At 44.1% G+C, this 16722-nt stretch carries 16 protein-coding genes; 1 reads left to right on the top strand and 15 read right to left on the bottom strand.

From position 1 onward, the window contains the following. Nucleotides 1–11: 11 nt before the first annotated feature. The 15 genes from HMPREF9969_RS09525 to HMPREF9969_RS09595 form a co-directional block, all read right to left on the bottom strand. Entirely contained in the window at nucleotides 12–680 is a 669-nt protein-coding gene (locus HMPREF9969_RS09525; RefSeq protein ID WP_009435609.1) for a T9SS type A sorting domain-containing protein, read from the bottom strand. A gap of 43 nt (nucleotides 681–723) precedes the next feature. Next, on the bottom strand, nucleotides 724–1512 hold the full coding sequence (locus HMPREF9969_RS09530; RefSeq protein WP_036895632.1) for an Omp28 family outer membrane lipoprotein: 789 nt from the start codon (nucleotides 1510–1512) through the stop codon (nucleotides 724–726). Nucleotides 1513–1517: 5 nt separating this feature from the next. Then, on the bottom strand, nucleotides 1518–3146 hold the full coding sequence (locus HMPREF9969_RS09535; protein WP_036895627.1) for a DUF6029 family protein: 1629 nt from the start codon (nucleotides 3144–3146) through the stop codon (nucleotides 1518–1520). Between the two features lie 4 nt (nucleotides 3147–3150). Continuing rightward, nucleotides 3151–3642: a TlpA family protein disulfide reductase gene (locus HMPREF9969_RS09540; RefSeq protein ID WP_009435641.1), complete on the bottom strand. Its 492-nt coding sequence runs from the start codon at nucleotides 3640–3642 to the stop codon at nucleotides 3151–3153. A gap of 844 nt (nucleotides 3643–4486) precedes the next feature. Next, on the bottom strand, nucleotides 4487–5362 hold the full coding sequence (locus HMPREF9969_RS09545) for a hypothetical protein (protein WP_009435601.1): 876 nt from the start codon (nucleotides 5360–5362) through the stop codon (nucleotides 4487–4489). A gap of 9 nt (nucleotides 5363–5371) precedes the next feature. Further along, nucleotides 5372–7345 carry a TonB-dependent receptor plug domain-containing protein gene (locus tag HMPREF9969_RS09550; RefSeq protein WP_009435579.1) on the bottom strand — a complete coding sequence of 658 codons (1974 nt, stop codon included), beginning with the start codon at nucleotides 7343–7345 and terminating at the stop codon, nucleotides 5372–5374. Between the two features lie 71 nt (nucleotides 7346–7416). Continuing rightward, complete coding sequence (locus HMPREF9969_RS09555; protein WP_009435632.1) at nucleotides 7417–8208, bottom strand: HmuY family protein; 792 nt, start codon at nucleotides 8206–8208, stop codon at nucleotides 7417–7419. A 17-nt stretch (nucleotides 8209–8225) separates the two neighbouring features. Further along, complete coding sequence (locus HMPREF9969_RS09560; protein ID WP_009435643.1) at nucleotides 8226–8819, bottom strand: calycin-like domain-containing protein; 594 nt, start codon at nucleotides 8817–8819, stop codon at nucleotides 8226–8228. Next, entirely contained in the window at nucleotides 8816–9298 is a 483-nt protein-coding gene (locus HMPREF9969_RS09565; protein ID WP_036895628.1) for a hypothetical protein, read from the bottom strand. The genes HMPREF9969_RS09560 and HMPREF9969_RS09565 overlap by 4 nt, the downstream gene beginning before the upstream one ends. Nucleotides 9299–9399: 101 nt before the next feature. Further along, nucleotides 9400–10713: a DUF58 domain-containing protein gene (locus tag HMPREF9969_RS09570; RefSeq protein WP_009435589.1), complete on the bottom strand. Its 1314-nt coding sequence runs from the start codon at nucleotides 10711–10713 to the stop codon at nucleotides 9400–9402. 190 nt (nucleotides 10714–10903) lie between these two features. Beyond that, nucleotides 10904–11878, bottom strand: coding sequence for an AAA family ATPase (locus HMPREF9969_RS09575; protein ID WP_036895629.1), 975 nt, complete (start codon nucleotides 11876–11878; stop codon nucleotides 10904–10906). Nucleotides 11879–11931: 53 nt separating this feature from the next. Then, on the bottom strand, nucleotides 11932–13233 hold the full coding sequence (locus tag HMPREF9969_RS09580) for a DUF4350 domain-containing protein (RefSeq protein ID WP_009435598.1): 1302 nt from the start codon (nucleotides 13231–13233) through the stop codon (nucleotides 11932–11934). Next, nucleotides 13226–13843, bottom strand: coding sequence for a DUF4129 domain-containing protein (locus HMPREF9969_RS09585; protein WP_009435590.1), 618 nt, complete (start codon nucleotides 13841–13843; stop codon nucleotides 13226–13228). The genes HMPREF9969_RS09580 and HMPREF9969_RS09585 overlap by 8 nt, the downstream gene beginning before the upstream one ends. 24 nt (nucleotides 13844–13867) lie before the next feature. Beyond that, on the bottom strand, nucleotides 13868–14908 hold the full coding sequence (locus tag HMPREF9969_RS09590; protein WP_009435592.1) for a hypothetical protein: 1041 nt from the start codon (nucleotides 14906–14908) through the stop codon (nucleotides 13868–13870). Beyond that, nucleotides 14877–15854 carry a stage II sporulation protein M gene (locus tag HMPREF9969_RS09595; protein WP_009435635.1) on the bottom strand — a complete coding sequence of 326 codons (978 nt, stop codon included), beginning with the start codon at nucleotides 15852–15854 and terminating at the stop codon, nucleotides 14877–14879. The genes HMPREF9969_RS09590 and HMPREF9969_RS09595 overlap by 32 nt, the downstream gene beginning before the upstream one ends. A 103-nt stretch (nucleotides 15855–15957) precedes the next feature. Between HMPREF9969_RS09595 and HMPREF9969_RS09600 the strand changes: the two genes are divergently transcribed. Continuing rightward, complete coding sequence (locus HMPREF9969_RS09600; RefSeq protein WP_009435593.1) at nucleotides 15958–16683, top strand: RDD family protein; 726 nt, start codon at nucleotides 15958–15960, stop codon at nucleotides 16681–16683. The last annotated feature ends 39 nt before the right edge of the window (nucleotides 16684–16722 follow it).

The raw sequence follows: 16722 nt of genomic DNA on the forward strand, positions 1-16722 counted from the left end.
AAGATGAATACTTAGCGCACAACGAACTTCTTAATTGCCTTCTTTGAGTCCGTCTGTTTCAAGATGTAAATGCCCTTAGGAAGACCAGACAAGGACGTAAGCTGCCTATATAATAAGGTACCTTGCGTATTGAAAACATCGTAAGTAAGACCCTTCTGTGACGCTACCTCAACTATTCCTGTTGGGTTAGTATCGAACTTAACAATAATAGTTGGCCCTTCAATCTCTTGTTCGGAACCAAGTTCTTTGGTAGTCAGCTTCAGTGTAATTGAGCCCTTCTCACTATGCTCGTAAGTGTGTTCTATCGCAATAGACTCCTTCTCTGAGCCTGCAAGTAACATCTGACTTCCAATCTCAGTACTGTTATCTTCTTCCAAAGGAGTACATCCGCCGAGTGCACAAACCGTCACATTGCCTTCATCAACGCTGTTAATTCTACTGAAAAGGGTCACTGTCAGGTTCTTATCCGACGTATTCTTAATATACACCTCACCTGCTATTTCCTTCCATCCAGGTGGGAACATGGCTTCTTTCACAGCGTTTAATACCACCGTTGTGCCGTTCGGAATAACCTTACCTTGCGCATCCACGAAGGCAACATCATTGTTACTTGTCTGTGCTTGAGCACTAACTAAAAGACTGGTCAGCAGTCCGATTAATACGAGTAAGCGTAATTTCATATTGTTCAATTTATATTTATCTACTTAATTAATGATGACTTATTTACGAAATAGAAACCTTTTGGCGCACAGCCTGCAGTACTCCGCTATCGTTATAGACGAATCCTACTATCCACGCATTGCCTGGTACGACTCCTTCTGGGAGTGTGTACGATGTTTGCTCCACGTGCGTTCGCATTGAAGAGAGCGTTAACTCCGTTCCCCACTCCCCATTGATAGTAGCACGGAACACGTGGTTATGCACATACTCCTTATCCATCTTATTGTTTGGAAAGAGCTGTGGAGCCACGACACTATCCTCTACTAACCAAAGCTGAAGCCTTCCCTTCACATCATCGGACAATGTTTTTAAGTTGGTTTCAATCTTCACTTGACGTGTGGCAGCGTCATACTGACATTGAAGGGCTATATTGATTGTAGTCGTTTGAGCGAACTCTTCGTAGATACGACCAGCCCAAGTATCTTTTTGTAGGACGCCTCCACGACGATTGATAATGGCTTTCGGCACATTAGGAACCGCCCAATACTTGTAATAAACATCCCCTGCATCAGTGCGCAAGCCCTTAACTCCACCCATACTCTTTATTGCGAGCGGTCCTGCATGTATGCCCACGGCTATCAATCTGTCTGCTCCATAGAGCTTTTGCAGCTCTTCTATCGTTTGAGAAGCAGCCGGACAGAAGATACAACGTTGCCCTGTAAAGTCCTCGATGAGTACATTTCGCTGAACAGTTGCAGGCGGAATCTCTATCAATCGTTCGTCAGAACCAACTGAATCACAGCCTGTCAAGAGTGCAACAGCAGCCAAGATAAGTATATAAAAACGTCTCATTTCCATCAAAAGTTATAATTATAAGAGAGTGTCAAGCCCTTTGTTGCTGGGATATAACGGCATACTCCACCCGAACAATTAAAGCCCGCACGTGTTCGACCATAGCCTAATTGCAGTCGATGTGCCCCACCGCTATAGGTTACATAGCCTTGGTAGTAATGCACATGGGTGTTGCCTGCATTGTAGAGGTCGCTCACGGTGACCATCCAATGCGGTGCGAACGATAGTTCCCCCAGCCCAAATAGCCAGTCTTTATCGCCCTCTTTTGACGCAAGATACTGCCCTTCGACACGCAAGATGGCGTTCGTTCCGAGTTTCTGTTTGACATCTGCAACGAAGATATGCGTGTTTAGCATTCCTCCATGCCCTTCTAACAAGGTCTGATTGTATCGTTGATACATATACATCAGGTTTAACTTCGTTGCTTTGGAGAGCCGCTTCTCCACCTGCACATCAATATCTTGATAATAGGTAGCGTCACCCCATGCCCAAAACGGGCTACCATAACCCTCTGTTCCCATCTCTCCTGCACCCTTCTTACGCACTGAATGGACATGAGAGAAGTTCACTTTCGTTGTTATTCCATACTTTCCTCCCATCCAAGAGCCCTTTGGAAAGGTATAAGCTGCCGTGGCTTGATAAGCCCACTCACCCTCGGGGCGTGTGGCGTAGGGGTAGAGTGCAGCCAAAGTGTAGGTATGCTCCACCGTGAAAGGCGGTAGATGATTGATGAAAGAAGAGATTCCTTCCATTCCTCTACGGCTTCGGAAGCCCATATTCGTACTGCGTTTTGCTTGTAGCAATAGGCTCATTCCACGCTTGGAATAGGACCCTGAGAGCATTGCCACATAGCCATTACGATAGATGTAACCATTATCATGCGAAGGATCCTGCGTCTTCATCGCCATTTCTGCCAATACATTGAAGTCGTGATGTTGCACTCGTAGACGTAAATCGAACGCATTGACATAACGAGGAAGACGCAACCGATGGGTCGGATCGACCATCACTACCTCGTCTCTCTCGTATTTATTAAGGTAGGAAGCACCCAACATTATATAGGTATTATGCTGTTGAAGCGACTTAAACGACTCTTCCATGTTCCATTCCACATCCGCTCCTGTCATCCAACTCTTATTGTGGTGCCAGTAACGACGCTGTCTACCTGTGAGCAACTTGACCGTAACTCCCGCACAAGGGAGATAGTTCAAGCGTGCACCTTGCAATGAATTGTCAATTCCAAGACTGCGTTCTTCATACGAACGAAGGATGAAACCAGAGCCAAACTGCTCATAGAAGCTACCCAAAGTAAGCTCCGCATTCTTATAACGACCCTTCAAGTAGGCGTAAGGAACGCCCCAACCCTTAAAGTCATGCTCGTATCCTGGGAGTGGATGGGGCATATATTCCAACCTTGCACCAGCCTCAAAGTAACTGTTTGAAAGCCTCAAGTCGAGATAAGTATTCGTTCGGAAACGACTGCCTGTAGCCTCTGCGCCCGTCGCACTGTCCTTTTGTGCCAACAGCATATCACTCTGAAGACTTCCAGAAAGGTGTAATTTGTCGGACTCTTGTGCATAAAGCGATGCACTACTCAGGCTCATGAGCAGTCCTATCATCATCCATCTTTTCATAAAATCACCTTCTCGAAACCTCTTTCACCTTCTTATATAGCTCCATCTCAGCGCCATCTGTGTAGCCATTATGCTTATAAACAATCCTGCCCTGACCATCGAGTAAGATCGTATAAGGCACTGACTGAATACCTAACGAGCGTCGGAACTCACCATTAGGATCGAGTAATACATCATAACGCCAGCCATTCTGGTCGACCAAAGGCTTCACTTTATTGACGTTTTGAGCCTGATCAATGGATACAGCAACGATTCGCACACCTGTTTCTAGGCGCCAATCATCATAAAGCTCATCAATGCTTTTCAACTCACGGTCGCATGGTTTGCACCAAGTAGCAAAGAAGGTAACAACAAGAGGATTGCCATTATTAGAGATAGTGTCGGTTTGTACGGTCCTTCCTTCTAGATCTTTAAGGGTCACTTTGGGCAGTCGCTCTTGTGCACCAACAGCCACACTCGCCCCTAAAAGACAAAGGGATAGAAATAATTTATTCATCGTTTTTAGTTATAATTAGGTTGCAAATATACGAAAAAAAAGCGATATGACAAAGGGTAGTATTCGCTAACTCTTGTAAAATAGAGGGTCGTCAAGATGGTTTGAAATACCATCTTCGATTCTTTCCAGCCCCGATGTAGCCTCGTTCTTAGCTCCCGATAGCCCCTTCAGAAGGATAAATATTTAATTTAAACCTATCTCTTTTGCGCCTTCTTACCCCTTTGTAGCGTTGCAAACTACTTTGAATAATGTAATAAAATACTGCTAATTTCAGGGCTTCTATTTGCGTTTTTCAGAAGAACAAAGGACTTTGTCCACAAATACGGGAATTAGAGAGCGGTTTTACAAGGCATATATAACTACTTGATTAATAGCTATTTGCATAAGAGCAAGCCTCATTTTGGGTAGGAGGAAGTAATCTTAAGTACAAAAAATAGGCTATTTTTAGCTAAAACGATAGTACTTTTTACTCAAAACGGAGGTGCTTTCTACCCGAAACGGAGGTATCTTTTGCATAAAACGAAGGTACTTCTTGCCCAAAACGGAGGTATGTTTTCACAAAAACGGAGGTACGTTTTCATAAAAAGCCACATATTGGTTCGTTTTCTAATAAGTATGGCTTTGAATGAAAGCTAGAATGAGAAAACAAATTGTAAAGTACTTTCTATATCAGTCCGCACCACTTCCTACCATTCAAAAAGGAGGATGCACCACTTTGAGCGTACCCTCCTTACTGATCTTACTTTCCATCCAGTCGATAGAAGACTGTGCACATCGAAATGATATAAATGCGCTCATCTCCCTTCGTATTCATTAAGAGAAAAGGATGCTATTGACAGGAGTTTTATTGCTTTGCAATGCGTTTCTTCTTAGCACCCTTCAGCCACATATACACCAACAAAAGGATGAATGCACCCAAGATACACAACAACAAGAACCCATACTCTTGTGGGTGAACCCAGAACTCTTTGAAGAAGTTGATGCGTCCGAGTATCTCTACTGGCGTCCAAAAGACGATTACTGTCGCCACAGCCATTCGAATGTTTGCACCCCAAGCGGCGATATGGAGCTGTCGACGGAACATAAAGAGTGACCCAATGAAACAGCTTATTCCGATGAGATAAGTTACTGGATGGTGGTCGCCAAGGAAGTTTTTATCATAACAGAACATCAACAACAAATAGAAAGCCCATAGTATCATGTTCAGTTCCATGAACGTGATTATGGACGTGTGGTGGGTCATTGGCTGCACAACTATCTTATTCTTACGCTTTCCGAAGAGCTTCTCTTGAATCCATGTGATGAAGTCGCAACCATTACGGGTACTAAAGATATACATCGTCATGACCATCATCCACAATCCAAAGGAGGCTGGCATAATAAGATATTCAGGCTTGGTAACGACTTTACCATGCTCTATCTCGGGTGGAACTCCATAACGGCGTGCATAATAGAGGAATAGGAACTCGACCCATCCCGTCCAAAACAATAAACCGCCAATAAGCCCCCATAAGGTTTGACGAGTATCTCCTTTGACAAAGACACCGACGATAACCATGATCAAACCAACGAACCCCATGGTGAAACCAGCATAATGTACTGCCACGGGATCCATAAACTTCTCCATCAGTATCATTAGTGCATGACCTAACGGCATAGTGAATAGTACGAGGACAAAGGAGGCTATCGTGCGCCACCAATAAGTATTCTTTTTCTCCATTATTATATATTAGAACTTAAATAGTTTATCCACATCAACAGACAAGCCAACCTGCAGGTTCATGCCATCTGTCAATGGGCAATTCAAATAGTAATACTCTGGTTTATAATTGAAGAGGTTATCCAAGGCTACACTCAACTTCACACTCTTACTGAATCGCTGTACAATAGCGAGCTTAAAGAGTGCGTATGCAGGGTAATGAATGGTGCGGATTCCCTTCGAGATGTCGTAATAATCAACGAACTCTTGATTGTCTACTGATGATAAGAAGCGACCATCCAGACCAATATTCAGCCCATAGTTCTTCACAAACTGATGGTCCCAATCAATATGCCCCGTCATTGCGTGCTTGCGAGCTGGGATGTATTGGTTATTCACCGAGTTATTGTTCTTATCCTTTGGTAGGTGCTCGTCGGTATAAGCATAAGACAGACGTGCGGTGATACCATTCGACCATCTCGCTTGCGCCGAAGCCTCTCCTCCACAGACGGAATAGCCTCCTAAGTTAAGATAGGGTAGATGAGGAATAAGGTCAGAAGCACGCTTGTAATAGGGAGCACCAGTAGCGAGTTTATCCTTAATCCTATTGTAATAAGCCGTAAGAGTGTAGTTGTAATGCCCGTGTGTATAGTCAGTAGACAGGGAGAAGTTATGACTTACCTCTGGTTTCAAGGCTGGATTCCCTTCCACAATCCATATTCCTGCCATGTCAAAGTTATAGTATTTCTCCTTTAACGTTGGTGATCTGAAGCCCATCCCATAGCTAAGACGGAGATTAAGATTGTGTATTGGCTGGTAACGAAGGCTTATCTTTGGTGTCACACGAGAGATATGTCCGTCCGAGAAGTAGTCGTAACGCAATGCACCAACAGCCTCCCATTGCTCGTTGATGTTCCAGTCATATTGCGTAAAAGCATCAAAGGAATCTTGCTTGCGGGTGCGTCCTTCAAGGTTCACATTCAATAAGTAGTCGTGCATATAATCGGCACCCACGGATAAAACATCGCCTCCTTTGAGGTTGTGATTATAGAGTAATCGGAAGCTATTCTGCACGTTGGAATAGTCGCGCACATCGATCTTTGCGATTCGTTGATAGTCCGACTTATCATATTGATCGAATGCGTATGTAAGTTCAAAGTTATCCGCTTCGGTCGGAGTCCACACTCCTCTAAGTCCGCCCGTGAAGTCTCTATAACGTTCAGGAGTCGCTGTTGTGCGAACAAGTTGGCGGAAGAAGTAACCCGCCCTGCCGCTCAATGAGAGTTTATCATTCGGTGTATAGGATAGTTGTTCCTTAATATTCCAAGTTGCATCGCCATATATCGTTGATACGACACGAGTAATAGGATGGTCGCCATTCTGCACGTTGTAGTTATCTGCCTTGCCCCTGTTAATGGTCAAGAGGTTGCTCCATTTCCCTTGTTTCAACTGCGCATTCAAGCCGTAACGTTGCTCGTTATGCTTGCCCAAACGCATATTCAGGTTGAGAGAGAATGGGTGTATATTCTTTTTCGTAATGATATTGATGACCCCACCAGCCGCATTCGAGCCATAGAGAGCAGACGCTGCTCCCACGATTTCAATGTGGTCTACATTGTCCATCAGTAGTCTTGTGAAGTCGACATCATCCATCGTCTCACCTGCTAGACGCTCCCCATCAACGAGTATCAACACGCTTTGTCCACCAAAACCAGAGAAGTTCATGTGCACTTGTTGGTTCATTGCATAGGAGAACTCAACGCCTGGCATCACCTGTTGCAATAGGTCACGAAGATTGGTCGCATCGCTCTTTGCAATGTCATCTGATGTAATGATTTTCGTCAAGACAGGTGTGTTGGCAAGTAGCTTTGGTGTACGCGTTCCCGTGACAACAACCTGTTCTAACTCATAAGACTTATAGATGGAGTCATTCAACTCATCTGCCCATGACACTGAAGGAAGTGTAACGAGCAAGGCTGATAATAGAATGGTATTTCGTTTCATAAGCTCTATATAAAACCTTATTCGCCTCTCCGTTCCCTAGACGAGGGAACAAAGTAAGACGGAGGTCACGCCTAATAAGGGTATTTATAATTGATGGTCAACCAACATTTAGTGCCTCCCGCATTCATATAATTCACCAACTGTAAGGCTGCATATTTCCCATTCTTCAAGCGGAGAATGTACACATTATTCTTCATAGTAAAGGCTGGGGGTATTGGAGGAATGTCTACTCGAAGCCATGATGATAACACCTTATTAATAGTTATCCCTTGGCATCCTATCAAGCTCTGAAGCATTTGCGTCTGATCCGTCCAGACCTCATTTTCACTCCACTCATCCGTTTGGAAGTTTGCACCGAGGAAGTCTATGCTACTCTTCGGAAGCTCTGTCATCGACTTATAATTAGTTTCCAACACTGCACCTCCATTCGTTCTCACATTATTGCGATGGAAGGCAATGCTCCACGAAGGTGGCTCTTGTTGTGCATCAGTAGCTTTGAACGAACGCTTCTCATTAACGGCTATCCCCTTTCCGAACACATCGAACCAATAAGTATAGCAACCTGTTCGCCCGTCAGTGGTACTAGCTGTGAGACTTGTAGGAATCGTCATGCGGGTTAAATGGCTCTGCGCCTTCAAGAGTCCAGCAGTATCTTTATGCTCAATGAAAGCCTCTAACGAATCGAAGTCAACGTAACACCAGTCTTCCCAACTTGTGGCATCAACTAACAACTGCCCTTCCGTAATCGTTGGAGAAGCTGGCGCATCATCGTATATACCATCAAAAAGCCCATTGCAAGACGTCGTTATCAAGAGGATAACGGCGCCTGCAAGGGCATTGTATATATACCTACTGAGAGTCATATTATCCCTACCTTATATTATTGCCTAGCCCCAACAAAGGTGCCATAGATGACCATTGGCATTGAACCCATCTGATAGGTATTGTTGATAGTCAGCTTTCCATCATCGCTCAAAGCGATTACTACCTTACAAACATCCTTGTCGAAGGTGTACTCCTGATCCTTTGTTGTATCGCCAGAATCATCCTTTGTGATGAAACGGAACTTGATGTTGTCTTCCTTATAAGCCTTTATAAAAGCTTTCTTCTCCGCATTGTAAGGGATATTAGAGATGGTGTAAGTACCGAGAATAAGCGTTCCCATTAACGTTTTAGCGTATGTCACCTCTGGAACTATCAAGTTGATGGTGCCATCTTCATTGTCAGTTATCTCATAAGTAACCTCATCTGCTGATGTATATGAGAACATACCGCCTATCTTCACTTTGTCAGCTCCCTTGTAACGACCTATAAATGGATCTGCTATTGACGCTGGAGCGAACTTGACATCTTGCACATCCTTTGCAAGTACAACTACCTTTGAGCCGTCTTTCTTATTGATGACTACCTTCTGTGCCTGTACTGCCATAGCACTTAAAAGTGATACGATTACTAAAGTAAAGAACTTCTTCATTGATTGATAAATTTAAATGTCTTGGTTAATGATTTTACTATAAACACGCCCTTCTGACCATCGAATGGAACCTCTACGGCACCATTCTGGTTGACAACAGCACTACCGACAAGCTGCCCATTGATGGTATAGATGCTCACACGAGTGCCCGCTTTCAACCCTTCTCCTCGTACCGAGAAGTTGGTAAAAGAGAACACCGCATTAGCCTGGTCAGCCCCAACAGTGTTGATACCAGTAGGCTGGTCGGTGAAAGTAAAGCTAAGGAAATCCGTTAATGGATACTCCACTGTTTTGCTACCAGCCGTCAAGACAAGATGATCTGACGTGAAGGTAACCGTTGGTTTGTCTGTGAGAGCAAAGGTCGTAGCCTTTCCCTCTTTGTCAGTTACTTTCACATAATCAGTTGCGGAAGCAGAGACTGCACCCCACATAGCCAACAATGCGATAGCAAATGACCTGCATAAAGTTCTAATTCTCATGTTATTGACACTATTAATATATATGATTCTAACTCATTGCAAAGTTATGTAATGTCTGTCAACAACACAATACTAAAATATGATGATTTTGTTAGCTATAATTAAGTCAAAACCTGTCTTTGCTTCATCTCCAAGTACTTATTTATGATGTCTACGCTTAGGTTCTCAGGTGTTGTCAGTAAGCTATAAATACCATGCTGCCTGAGTGTAGACACGATAAGGCGCTTCTCATAAACAAACTTCTCTGCAATGACATGCTGATAATACTCTTCTATGGAGTGCTTAGTCGATTGTATGTACTCATTCAACTCGCTATCTTCAAAGAATACGACGAGCACACGGTGCCAACGGCTTAGCAGTTTCAGGTAAGGCAACTGCCGATTAAGGGCTGTCATACCCGAGAAGTTCGTATAGACAACGAGCAGACTTCGCTTACTAACTTGCTCTCTCACGTTGATACAAAGGTTACTGAAGTCGGTCTCCCCGAAGTCGGTTTCTTGTCTATAAAGCGCATCCAACAAGCGTTGCATTTGTCCCGTGCGGCGCGAGGGGGCTACGAATGTGTCCATCTTATCGGTGAATGTAATCAAACCAGCCTTATCGTCGCGGTGCATAGCGACGTAAGAAAGCACCAAGGCGGCGTTTATGCTGTAATCTAATAAGGTCATCCCGTGGAACGACTGTTGCATAACTCGCCCCTTATCAATGACTGAAAAGATTTGTTGCGAACGTTCGTCACGATAGACATTGACCTTCAGTTGGTGCGTGCGTGCACTTGCTTTCCAGTTCATCATACGATAGTCGTCGCCCGGCACATAGTCTTTTATCTGTTCAAACTCCGTATTATTGCCCACACGTCGGAGCTTCTTGATCCCCATCTCAGTAAGATGATTGCTCATCGCAAGCAATTCGTAACGATTCAGCATTAGATAAGATGGATAGACAGCGACGTCTCTTTCCTTGTCCAAGCTATATCGTCGTTCCACAAGTCCTATGCGGGTGCGAACGAAACAGCGAATCCGCCCGAAGGAATAAACGCCACGCTTCACTGGAGTTAGCGTGTAACGGATTTCGTTCTCGCCCTTTGCTGCAAGTTGCGTGGTATATGATATGTCTCTACGTTGGAACACCTTTGGTGCCTCGTCGATGATGGTTAGCCATACAGGGAAGGTATATTCGCTTGCTAAACGAAGTTTTATGACATTCTCATCGCCGTTTGAAAACCTATCTGCACAGCTTCGTTCCGCTGTTAAGGCACGTCGAGAATAGAGCATGAAGGCGTCTATAAGCGTTATAACAACGAAGGGACACAACAGAATCTTAGCCGCAGTGAAGAGGATGGGATAGACATATCCCAACCCACAAAGCAGTGTCAAGCACGCAAAGATGATATAAAATCGCTTGGTAAGAAACATTTACTCTATCTATAAGAGGGTTATTGTGTAAGGGTGCGAGGTTGTGTAACCATTTGTGCGGGGCGTTCGCACACATACGAGTGAGCGGTTTTACACGTATGTATCAGCGTCGTGTATCGTATGTGTCAGCACTACGAATCGTATGTGTCATTATCCTTACTCATAAAACAAGGCTTTTTCTGTGCCGAAATTACTTAGGCACTTCCACCTTATCTATCAACTTCTGCGCTACTTTCAACGCTGTGTAGCCCTCCATTTCGGCCTCAGCAGTAAGGAGAAGGCGGTGTTGAAGGATGCTAGGAGTAACGAATTTGATATCTTCCGGCGTCACAAAGTCACGTCCGCAGAGCATGGCATAACCCTTAGAGGCATTGAGGATGGCGACAGATGCACGTGGACTGGCTCCGAGATAGACTACCTTTGACATACGTGTCTGCTGTACGATGGAGGCAATATAGCGTAGGAGGCTGTCTTCAACATACACTTCTTGCAGTTTCTGACGCATAGCTAGCAGCTCACTAACGCTTAGCAGGGGTTGTATGTCGGCTAGTTTCACGAGCTGCCTATCCTCTTGATGGCGCTGCAAGACGCTTACCTCTTCCTCAAGAGTAGGATAACTCATGCTTATCTTGAATAGGAAGCGGTCTAACTGAGCCTCTGGTAGTCGGTAAGTTCCCTCTTGCTCCACTGGGTTCTGCGTTGCTATGATTGTATACAGGTCCTTCATGCGATGCGAAATGCCGTCGATTGTGACCTGCCGCTCCTCCATTACTTCAAAAAGAGCAGCCTGTGTCTTAGCTGGCGCACGGTTAATCTCGTCAACAAGTACCATCTCTGCGAACACAGGACCTTGATGGAAGTCGAATTCAGAGGTCTTCATATTAAACACTGTTGTGCCTAACACATCGCTAGGCATTAGGTCAGGCGTAAACTGAATACGGCTGAAACGTGCGTCAATGAGGCGTGAGACTAATCGAGCTAACAGGGTTTTAGCTACTCCGGGGACGCCTTCAATCAGTACATGACCGTCTGCAAGGATGGCTATTAACAGCAGGTCGACAGCCTCCTGTTGCCCAACAATCACATTGCCGATAGCCTTCTTTAATTGTGTAATCTTCTCACTGAAGTCCTGAAGATCCGTTCTCTTTGTTGTATTCTCTTCCATCTTGTTGGTGTATTGTTCGTTCGTCTTATTGTTTATTAGTTCGTCCATTAGGATTAAAGATTACTGATGATGCGGTCTAACCCATCTATCGACGCTTGCAGCTGCTTATCAGTTAGACTTGATGAGGGCTGTAAGTATCTACTAACTCTATCTAGTATTATGCGCACATCAGCCTCAGCCATACCCGTGCGGAAGGCTAACTGCTGGATATTCTCACGCTTCATGTCCTCGTCGTCTATGTCTATTAGCAACTGCCTGCGCACTAGCTCTGCAAAATAACCATACTTCTTCTGCAACAAGTCGAGGTTTTCATGCTTCTGATAATAGAGTGTTCCGATGAGTTGCACAAACTCCAACGACTTGTTTTCGGGCTGTTTTACCACTGGTATCACCCTTTGGCGACGTCGAGCATAGAACACGCAGAACAATAACAAACCCAGCAATGTGAGATAAACACACCATCTGAGTGGCGCATTTTGCAGCCAGTAGCTGAGCGGACTCTCCTTGTTTATCACGTTCTTAGGCGCATACGCCTCTGTACGTGTTACTGGTAAGCCACGGAATTGGGACATCGCACGGAATAAGAGTCCGTTTATCTCGGGGTCAAGTACGCCATAGTTGGTCCAAAAGAATGGGTCACATGAGAGGAACAACTCGCCCTTCCCCCACTTAATTCGTATGAGTCGTGCCTGCCAATAACCGCCTATCTTGTCAGCATACTCGTCATCATCTAAGTCGTAAGAAACGGCTGTTGTATCTACATCCCCATCAATAGAACGTTGGAAAGCACATAACAAGGTATCACACTGGACGCCCTTATCTACCTCAATCCCATAGCCTGACATCGATGTATAGACCTGATAAGTATGAGGTCTATAAGGCTTCACTGCATTCCAATAGAGAGTATCCATCGGGATTAGATAGGACTCTATCGACTTCTTCACCCACTGGGGAAGGAAGGTGTCTCTACCTGATACCGCCACTCCAAAGTCTATTTTCGAGGAGTCGCAAGCGAAGTCTGAGGTGACAATGAGCACTTTATTGCCTGCTTTTAACAACCGACTCAACGCTCTCCTATCGGTTTCTGTTGGGTTAAATGCCAATGTTTGCACAAGAATAGCCTGCGGTTTCTTACCATATCCATCACGTTCTAACTGCGCAAAAGTCTTATTCGTCACATGATAACCAGCAGGGATTGACTTCTGCATAAGCGTGTCGAAGATCGCACAACCAAAGGGTTGATCATCGTAATGACCGAAGGTTGGTTTCCAAATGAACTTTGCTGGCACATTAAACTCCATCGCTAAGACAAAGAGGAGGAAGGCTACTACACCCAATAAGAACTTCTTATTCATCGTGAGTACCCCCTTTCTCAATCTCATCTTCTATATGGAGTAGCTCGTTGACAAGCGCTTCCGAAGCCTCATAATTACCATATCTCACACGCATGAAAGCATTGGTCATACGCTGGAAGTCGGTCGACAAGAACTCACGAGTGTATTGCGTTGGTGTCTTATAAAGCTGCCAATTAATCTTATGATGGTCTGCCAGCCAACGAAGTGTGCGCAGATACACCATTCGTACAGCCTTATAATAATCCTTTTGTGCCATCGCCTTGGTATATTCCGCATCGAAGTTGACACCATATATATTGTCTTCTTCAGCATCAATAATGCTCACCTTACCTGTACGATGAAATAGCTTCGCACGATACCGATACATTAGAAAGGCAATAAAAGCCGCCACAGCAATGGCTAAACCTATATAGAGATAGAAGCGGACATCGCCTTTCCCATTCGGAGAGAATAGTGTCGATATCCACTCCATCAGCTTATTTACCAGCCAGTCCCATAAGTCAAGCTCTGGAGCTTGTAGCTCTTTCGCATAGTTATACGCCTCATCAACGCGGTATTGATGTAGTAAAGCTGTATCGCAAGAGAGCGTGTCGGACAGGGCTTGTAACATATCAGAAGGATTTAACGAGTTGTGTTATAGCTTATCAAAGTCGTCAATGTCGTTATCTTTCTCTGCCAGTTGATCAAAGTTTTGGATGCTTTCTTCAACCGAGACACCATCTACTTCCTCTGCAACACTACCATAGTGGAAGGCAAGCGCAATAATGGTTAATATCGTTGCTAGATAGGTTCCAAAGTTCATGACAACCGATAAGATGTACTCGACGAAGTTGTACACTGGAGAACTAGCAATCGATACTTCCTCTGCATTCGCAGCCGTTAGAAAGACCTTCGCAAGGTACATGAAGTACCAAGGGAGCGTCGTCACCGTTTGAAGGACATTCTCTATAAGCGCCATGATAAACATCAATCCAATCAAAGGGAAGAAGGAGTAAATACCTAATCTCCACCCACGACGAATGGCAGAGAACACTGTCTCATCATCTTCGAATAGATAAACTGGCCATGAGACAGTGGCTGGAACAAAGGCAACTAATAGTCCGATAATAACCAAAAAGAATAGTCCAATACCAATAAGGACATTAGGGAATTGGTCATTCGAGGCCACTTCAAAGAAGATAAAAGCAAAGAGTCCAAGGATGATAACGATAACCACCCATGCAACAGAGAACACTAAACCCATCAAAAAGGAGCGTTTCATACACTGAATGATGAGGGGCTTGAGGTCACGCAAGGTCACGCCCTGTAAGCGAGTGGGGCTTTCATTATAATACCTTATCATTGCGAAGCAGATAGAGAATAGCAAAAGTGTGCCTAAACAAATACAAATTAACAGCAAAATATAGGATAAGCCCGTATTGATGAGTAGGTAACTTAATGCTCCAGAAGTACTACCATCGTCTGCAACAGAAGACATATTGTCACTGGCAACAGCAGTCATTAACCTCTCAAAAGCGAATGCCTGGAACAGACAAACAGGTAAGATGAGATAAAAACAAGCCTTCAACAAGAGCTTATAGTTCTCTTTGATGAAGTCGAATGTTGCTGAAAACTTCTGTCCAAAGGTGCGTACTCTATACAAATCAACCTTTGGTTTCTCTACTTGAAAGTTCATATTTATTACGTTTATAAGGTAAGTATATAAAGTAAAAGACGACAAATGCAAATGAAAGGAGGATGATGCTCAACCGCACATAGTTGTTGATTTCGGTGTGCCGAGTGACAAAGCTCTCTATAAAACCAGCCACAATAAAGAGCGGAATAGTACCAACTATTATCTTCATACCACGCTTTGCCCCTCGTTGGAAGCTCACTAAGCGTGAGTAAGTACCAGGGAATAGCCATCCATTACCCATTGCCAAGCCTGCAGCACCAGCCACCACGATGGATGAGAGTTCTAAGGTTCCATGCAACATAGTGGTTAGTAAGCATTCAGATAACAATCCGTGCTGATAGAAGAAGGTATCGAAACAACCCACCATAACGCCATTTTGGAACAAGGAATAGCCTGGCATGAAGCTCGTCAGTACGCCCGTGACAAAGGTATAGAACGATACCATGACGTTATTAAGCGTTATTCCGATGAACATAACACCCTCTTCTTCACTTCCATATATGCCCATTGGCTTCCCTTGTGCTATGTTCTCGAGTGTCTGATCCATGTATCCATCACCGAGTATGAGCCTTGGGAAAGATTCATCTCCTAGTGTTGAGACGATTCCTATGAGCACACTTATCATAAAGATAGCGAATGACAGGAATAATAATCGCCGTTCTTTCCACATCACATCAGGTACCTCTTGCGTCCAAAAGGTGATCATTCGTTTCCATTTCTCACGCTTATTGCGATAGATCTCATTATGAAGTGCAGAGGAAAGGTTGTTTAGATAGATTGTAATTCGTGATGTTGGATAATGTGTTTGAGCAAAGGCAAGATCGCTTGTAAGGTCTGTGTAAGCATCAGCCAAGCGGTCAGGCATTACCGAGTTGATGTTGTCCACCAACGCTTCTATTGCTTTCCACTTCTCAATGTTATTACGTATGAAAAGGATTTCCTTCATTATCTCTTTTATAGGTAATGATGATTAATTCTACCAACTGCCCACAAAAGTAGAGTTTTTTTCCTATATTTGCAACTGAAATAACCAATTTGTTACGAAGAGAATGTCAGAATCCAACATCATTACAGGGCAATATGTGCAAATCAGTCAATCGCCAGCAAGCATTGGTGAACGCATGCTTGCACAGATGATTGACGCTTTTATCCTATTCGTTTACGCCTTTGGTATGGGACTACTGATATATAATGCAGACTATCTGAATGATAAACTACAATTATACTCGGCGTTCTTTGTTTTCTTATCAGTACTCTTCTATTCCTTTTATATGGAACTCTTCAACCATGGACAGAGCCTCGGAAAGATGATTATGCGCATCCGTGTGGTGAAGAAAGACGGTACGACACCTGGTATAGGCGACTTCTTCATGCGCTGGTTATTCCTGATTATTGACATAGGGTTCTCCTTCGTAGGTGTAGCAATTATCCTTTTGACCAAGAACTCACAGCGTCTAGGCGACTTAGCAGCCCACACTATGGTGATAAAAATCAATGATTACCATAAGATCCAAGTCTCTCTTGACGAGTTCTCGTATCTTGATCGCAACTATAAACCCGTCTATCCACAGGCAGAAGACCTTTCGCTCAATCAGATAGAGGTCATTCAACGCACGCTCGATGCCGACTATGGACCTGATAGGGAGCGTCGAATTGCCACCTTAGCACCTAAGGTTCGGGAACACTTAGGCATCTCTGACACCAGAACGGGTAATGAGAAATTCCTTTATACCATCATCCGTGACTATCAACACTATAGTCTTGAGATGGTTTAAACACCTATTATAATAAGGTAAGGAACCAAATCATTCTTA

The organism is Prevotella sp. oral taxon 306 str. F0472, from assembly GCF_000257925.1.
GTDB lineage: Bacteria > Bacteroidota > Bacteroidia > Bacteroidales > Bacteroidaceae > Prevotella > Prevotella vespertina.

Bases quoted from the DNA above. Each gene is read 5' to 3' on its own strand.
- HMPREF9969_RS09545 (WP_009435601.1), bottom strand. From the start codon at position 5,362: ATGGAGAAAAAGAATACTTATTGGTGGCGCACGATAGCCTCCTTTGTC.
- HMPREF9969_RS09590 (WP_009435592.1), bottom strand. From the start codon at position 14,908: ATGAACTTTCAAGTAGAGAAACCAAAGGTTGATTTGTATAGAGTACGC.
- HMPREF9969_RS09530 (WP_036895632.1), bottom strand. From the start codon at position 1,512: ATGAGACGTTTTTATATACTTATCTTGGCTGCTGTTGCACTCTTGACA.
- HMPREF9969_RS09580 (WP_009435598.1), bottom strand. From the start codon at position 13,233: ATGAATAAGAAGTTCTTATTGGGTGTAGTAGCCTTCCTCCTCTTTGTC.
- HMPREF9969_RS09565 (WP_036895628.1), bottom strand. From the start codon at position 9,298: ATGAGAATTAGAACTTTATGCAGGTCATTTGCTATCGCATTGTTGGCT.
- HMPREF9969_RS09560 (WP_009435643.1), bottom strand. From the start codon at position 8,819: ATGAAGAAGTTCTTTACTTTAGTAATCGTATCACTTTTAAGTGCTATG.
- HMPREF9969_RS09570 (WP_009435589.1), bottom strand. From the start codon at position 10,713: ATGTTTCTTACCAAGCGATTTTATATCATCTTTGCGTGCTTGACACTG.
- HMPREF9969_RS09540 (WP_009435641.1), bottom strand. From the start codon at position 3,642: ATGAATAAATTATTTCTATCCCTTTGTCTTTTAGGGGCGAGTGTGGCT.
- HMPREF9969_RS09585 (WP_009435590.1), bottom strand. From the start codon at position 13,843: ATGTTACAAGCCCTGTCCGACACGCTCTCTTGCGATACAGCTTTACTA.
- HMPREF9969_RS09600 (WP_009435593.1), top strand. From the start codon at position 15,958: ATGTCAGAATCCAACATCATTACAGGGCAATATGTGCAAATCAGTCAA.
- HMPREF9969_RS09575 (WP_036895629.1), bottom strand. From the start codon at position 11,878: ATGGAAGAGAATACAACAAAGAGAACGGATCTTCAGGACTTCAGTGAG.
- HMPREF9969_RS09555 (WP_009435632.1), bottom strand. From the start codon at position 8,208: ATGACTCTCAGTAGGTATATATACAATGCCCTTGCAGGCGCCGTTATC.
- HMPREF9969_RS09535 (WP_036895627.1), bottom strand. From the start codon at position 3,146: ATGAAAAGATGGATGATGATAGGACTGCTCATGAGCCTGAGTAGTGCA.
- HMPREF9969_RS09525 (WP_009435609.1), bottom strand. From the start codon at position 680: ATGAAATTACGCTTACTCGTATTAATCGGACTGCTGACCAGTCTTTTA.
- HMPREF9969_RS09595 (WP_009435635.1), bottom strand. From the start codon at position 15,854: ATGAAGGAAATCCTTTTCATACGTAATAACATTGAGAAGTGGAAAGCA.
- HMPREF9969_RS09550 (WP_009435579.1), bottom strand. From the start codon at position 7,345: ATGAAACGAAATACCATTCTATTATCAGCCTTGCTCGTTACACTTCCT.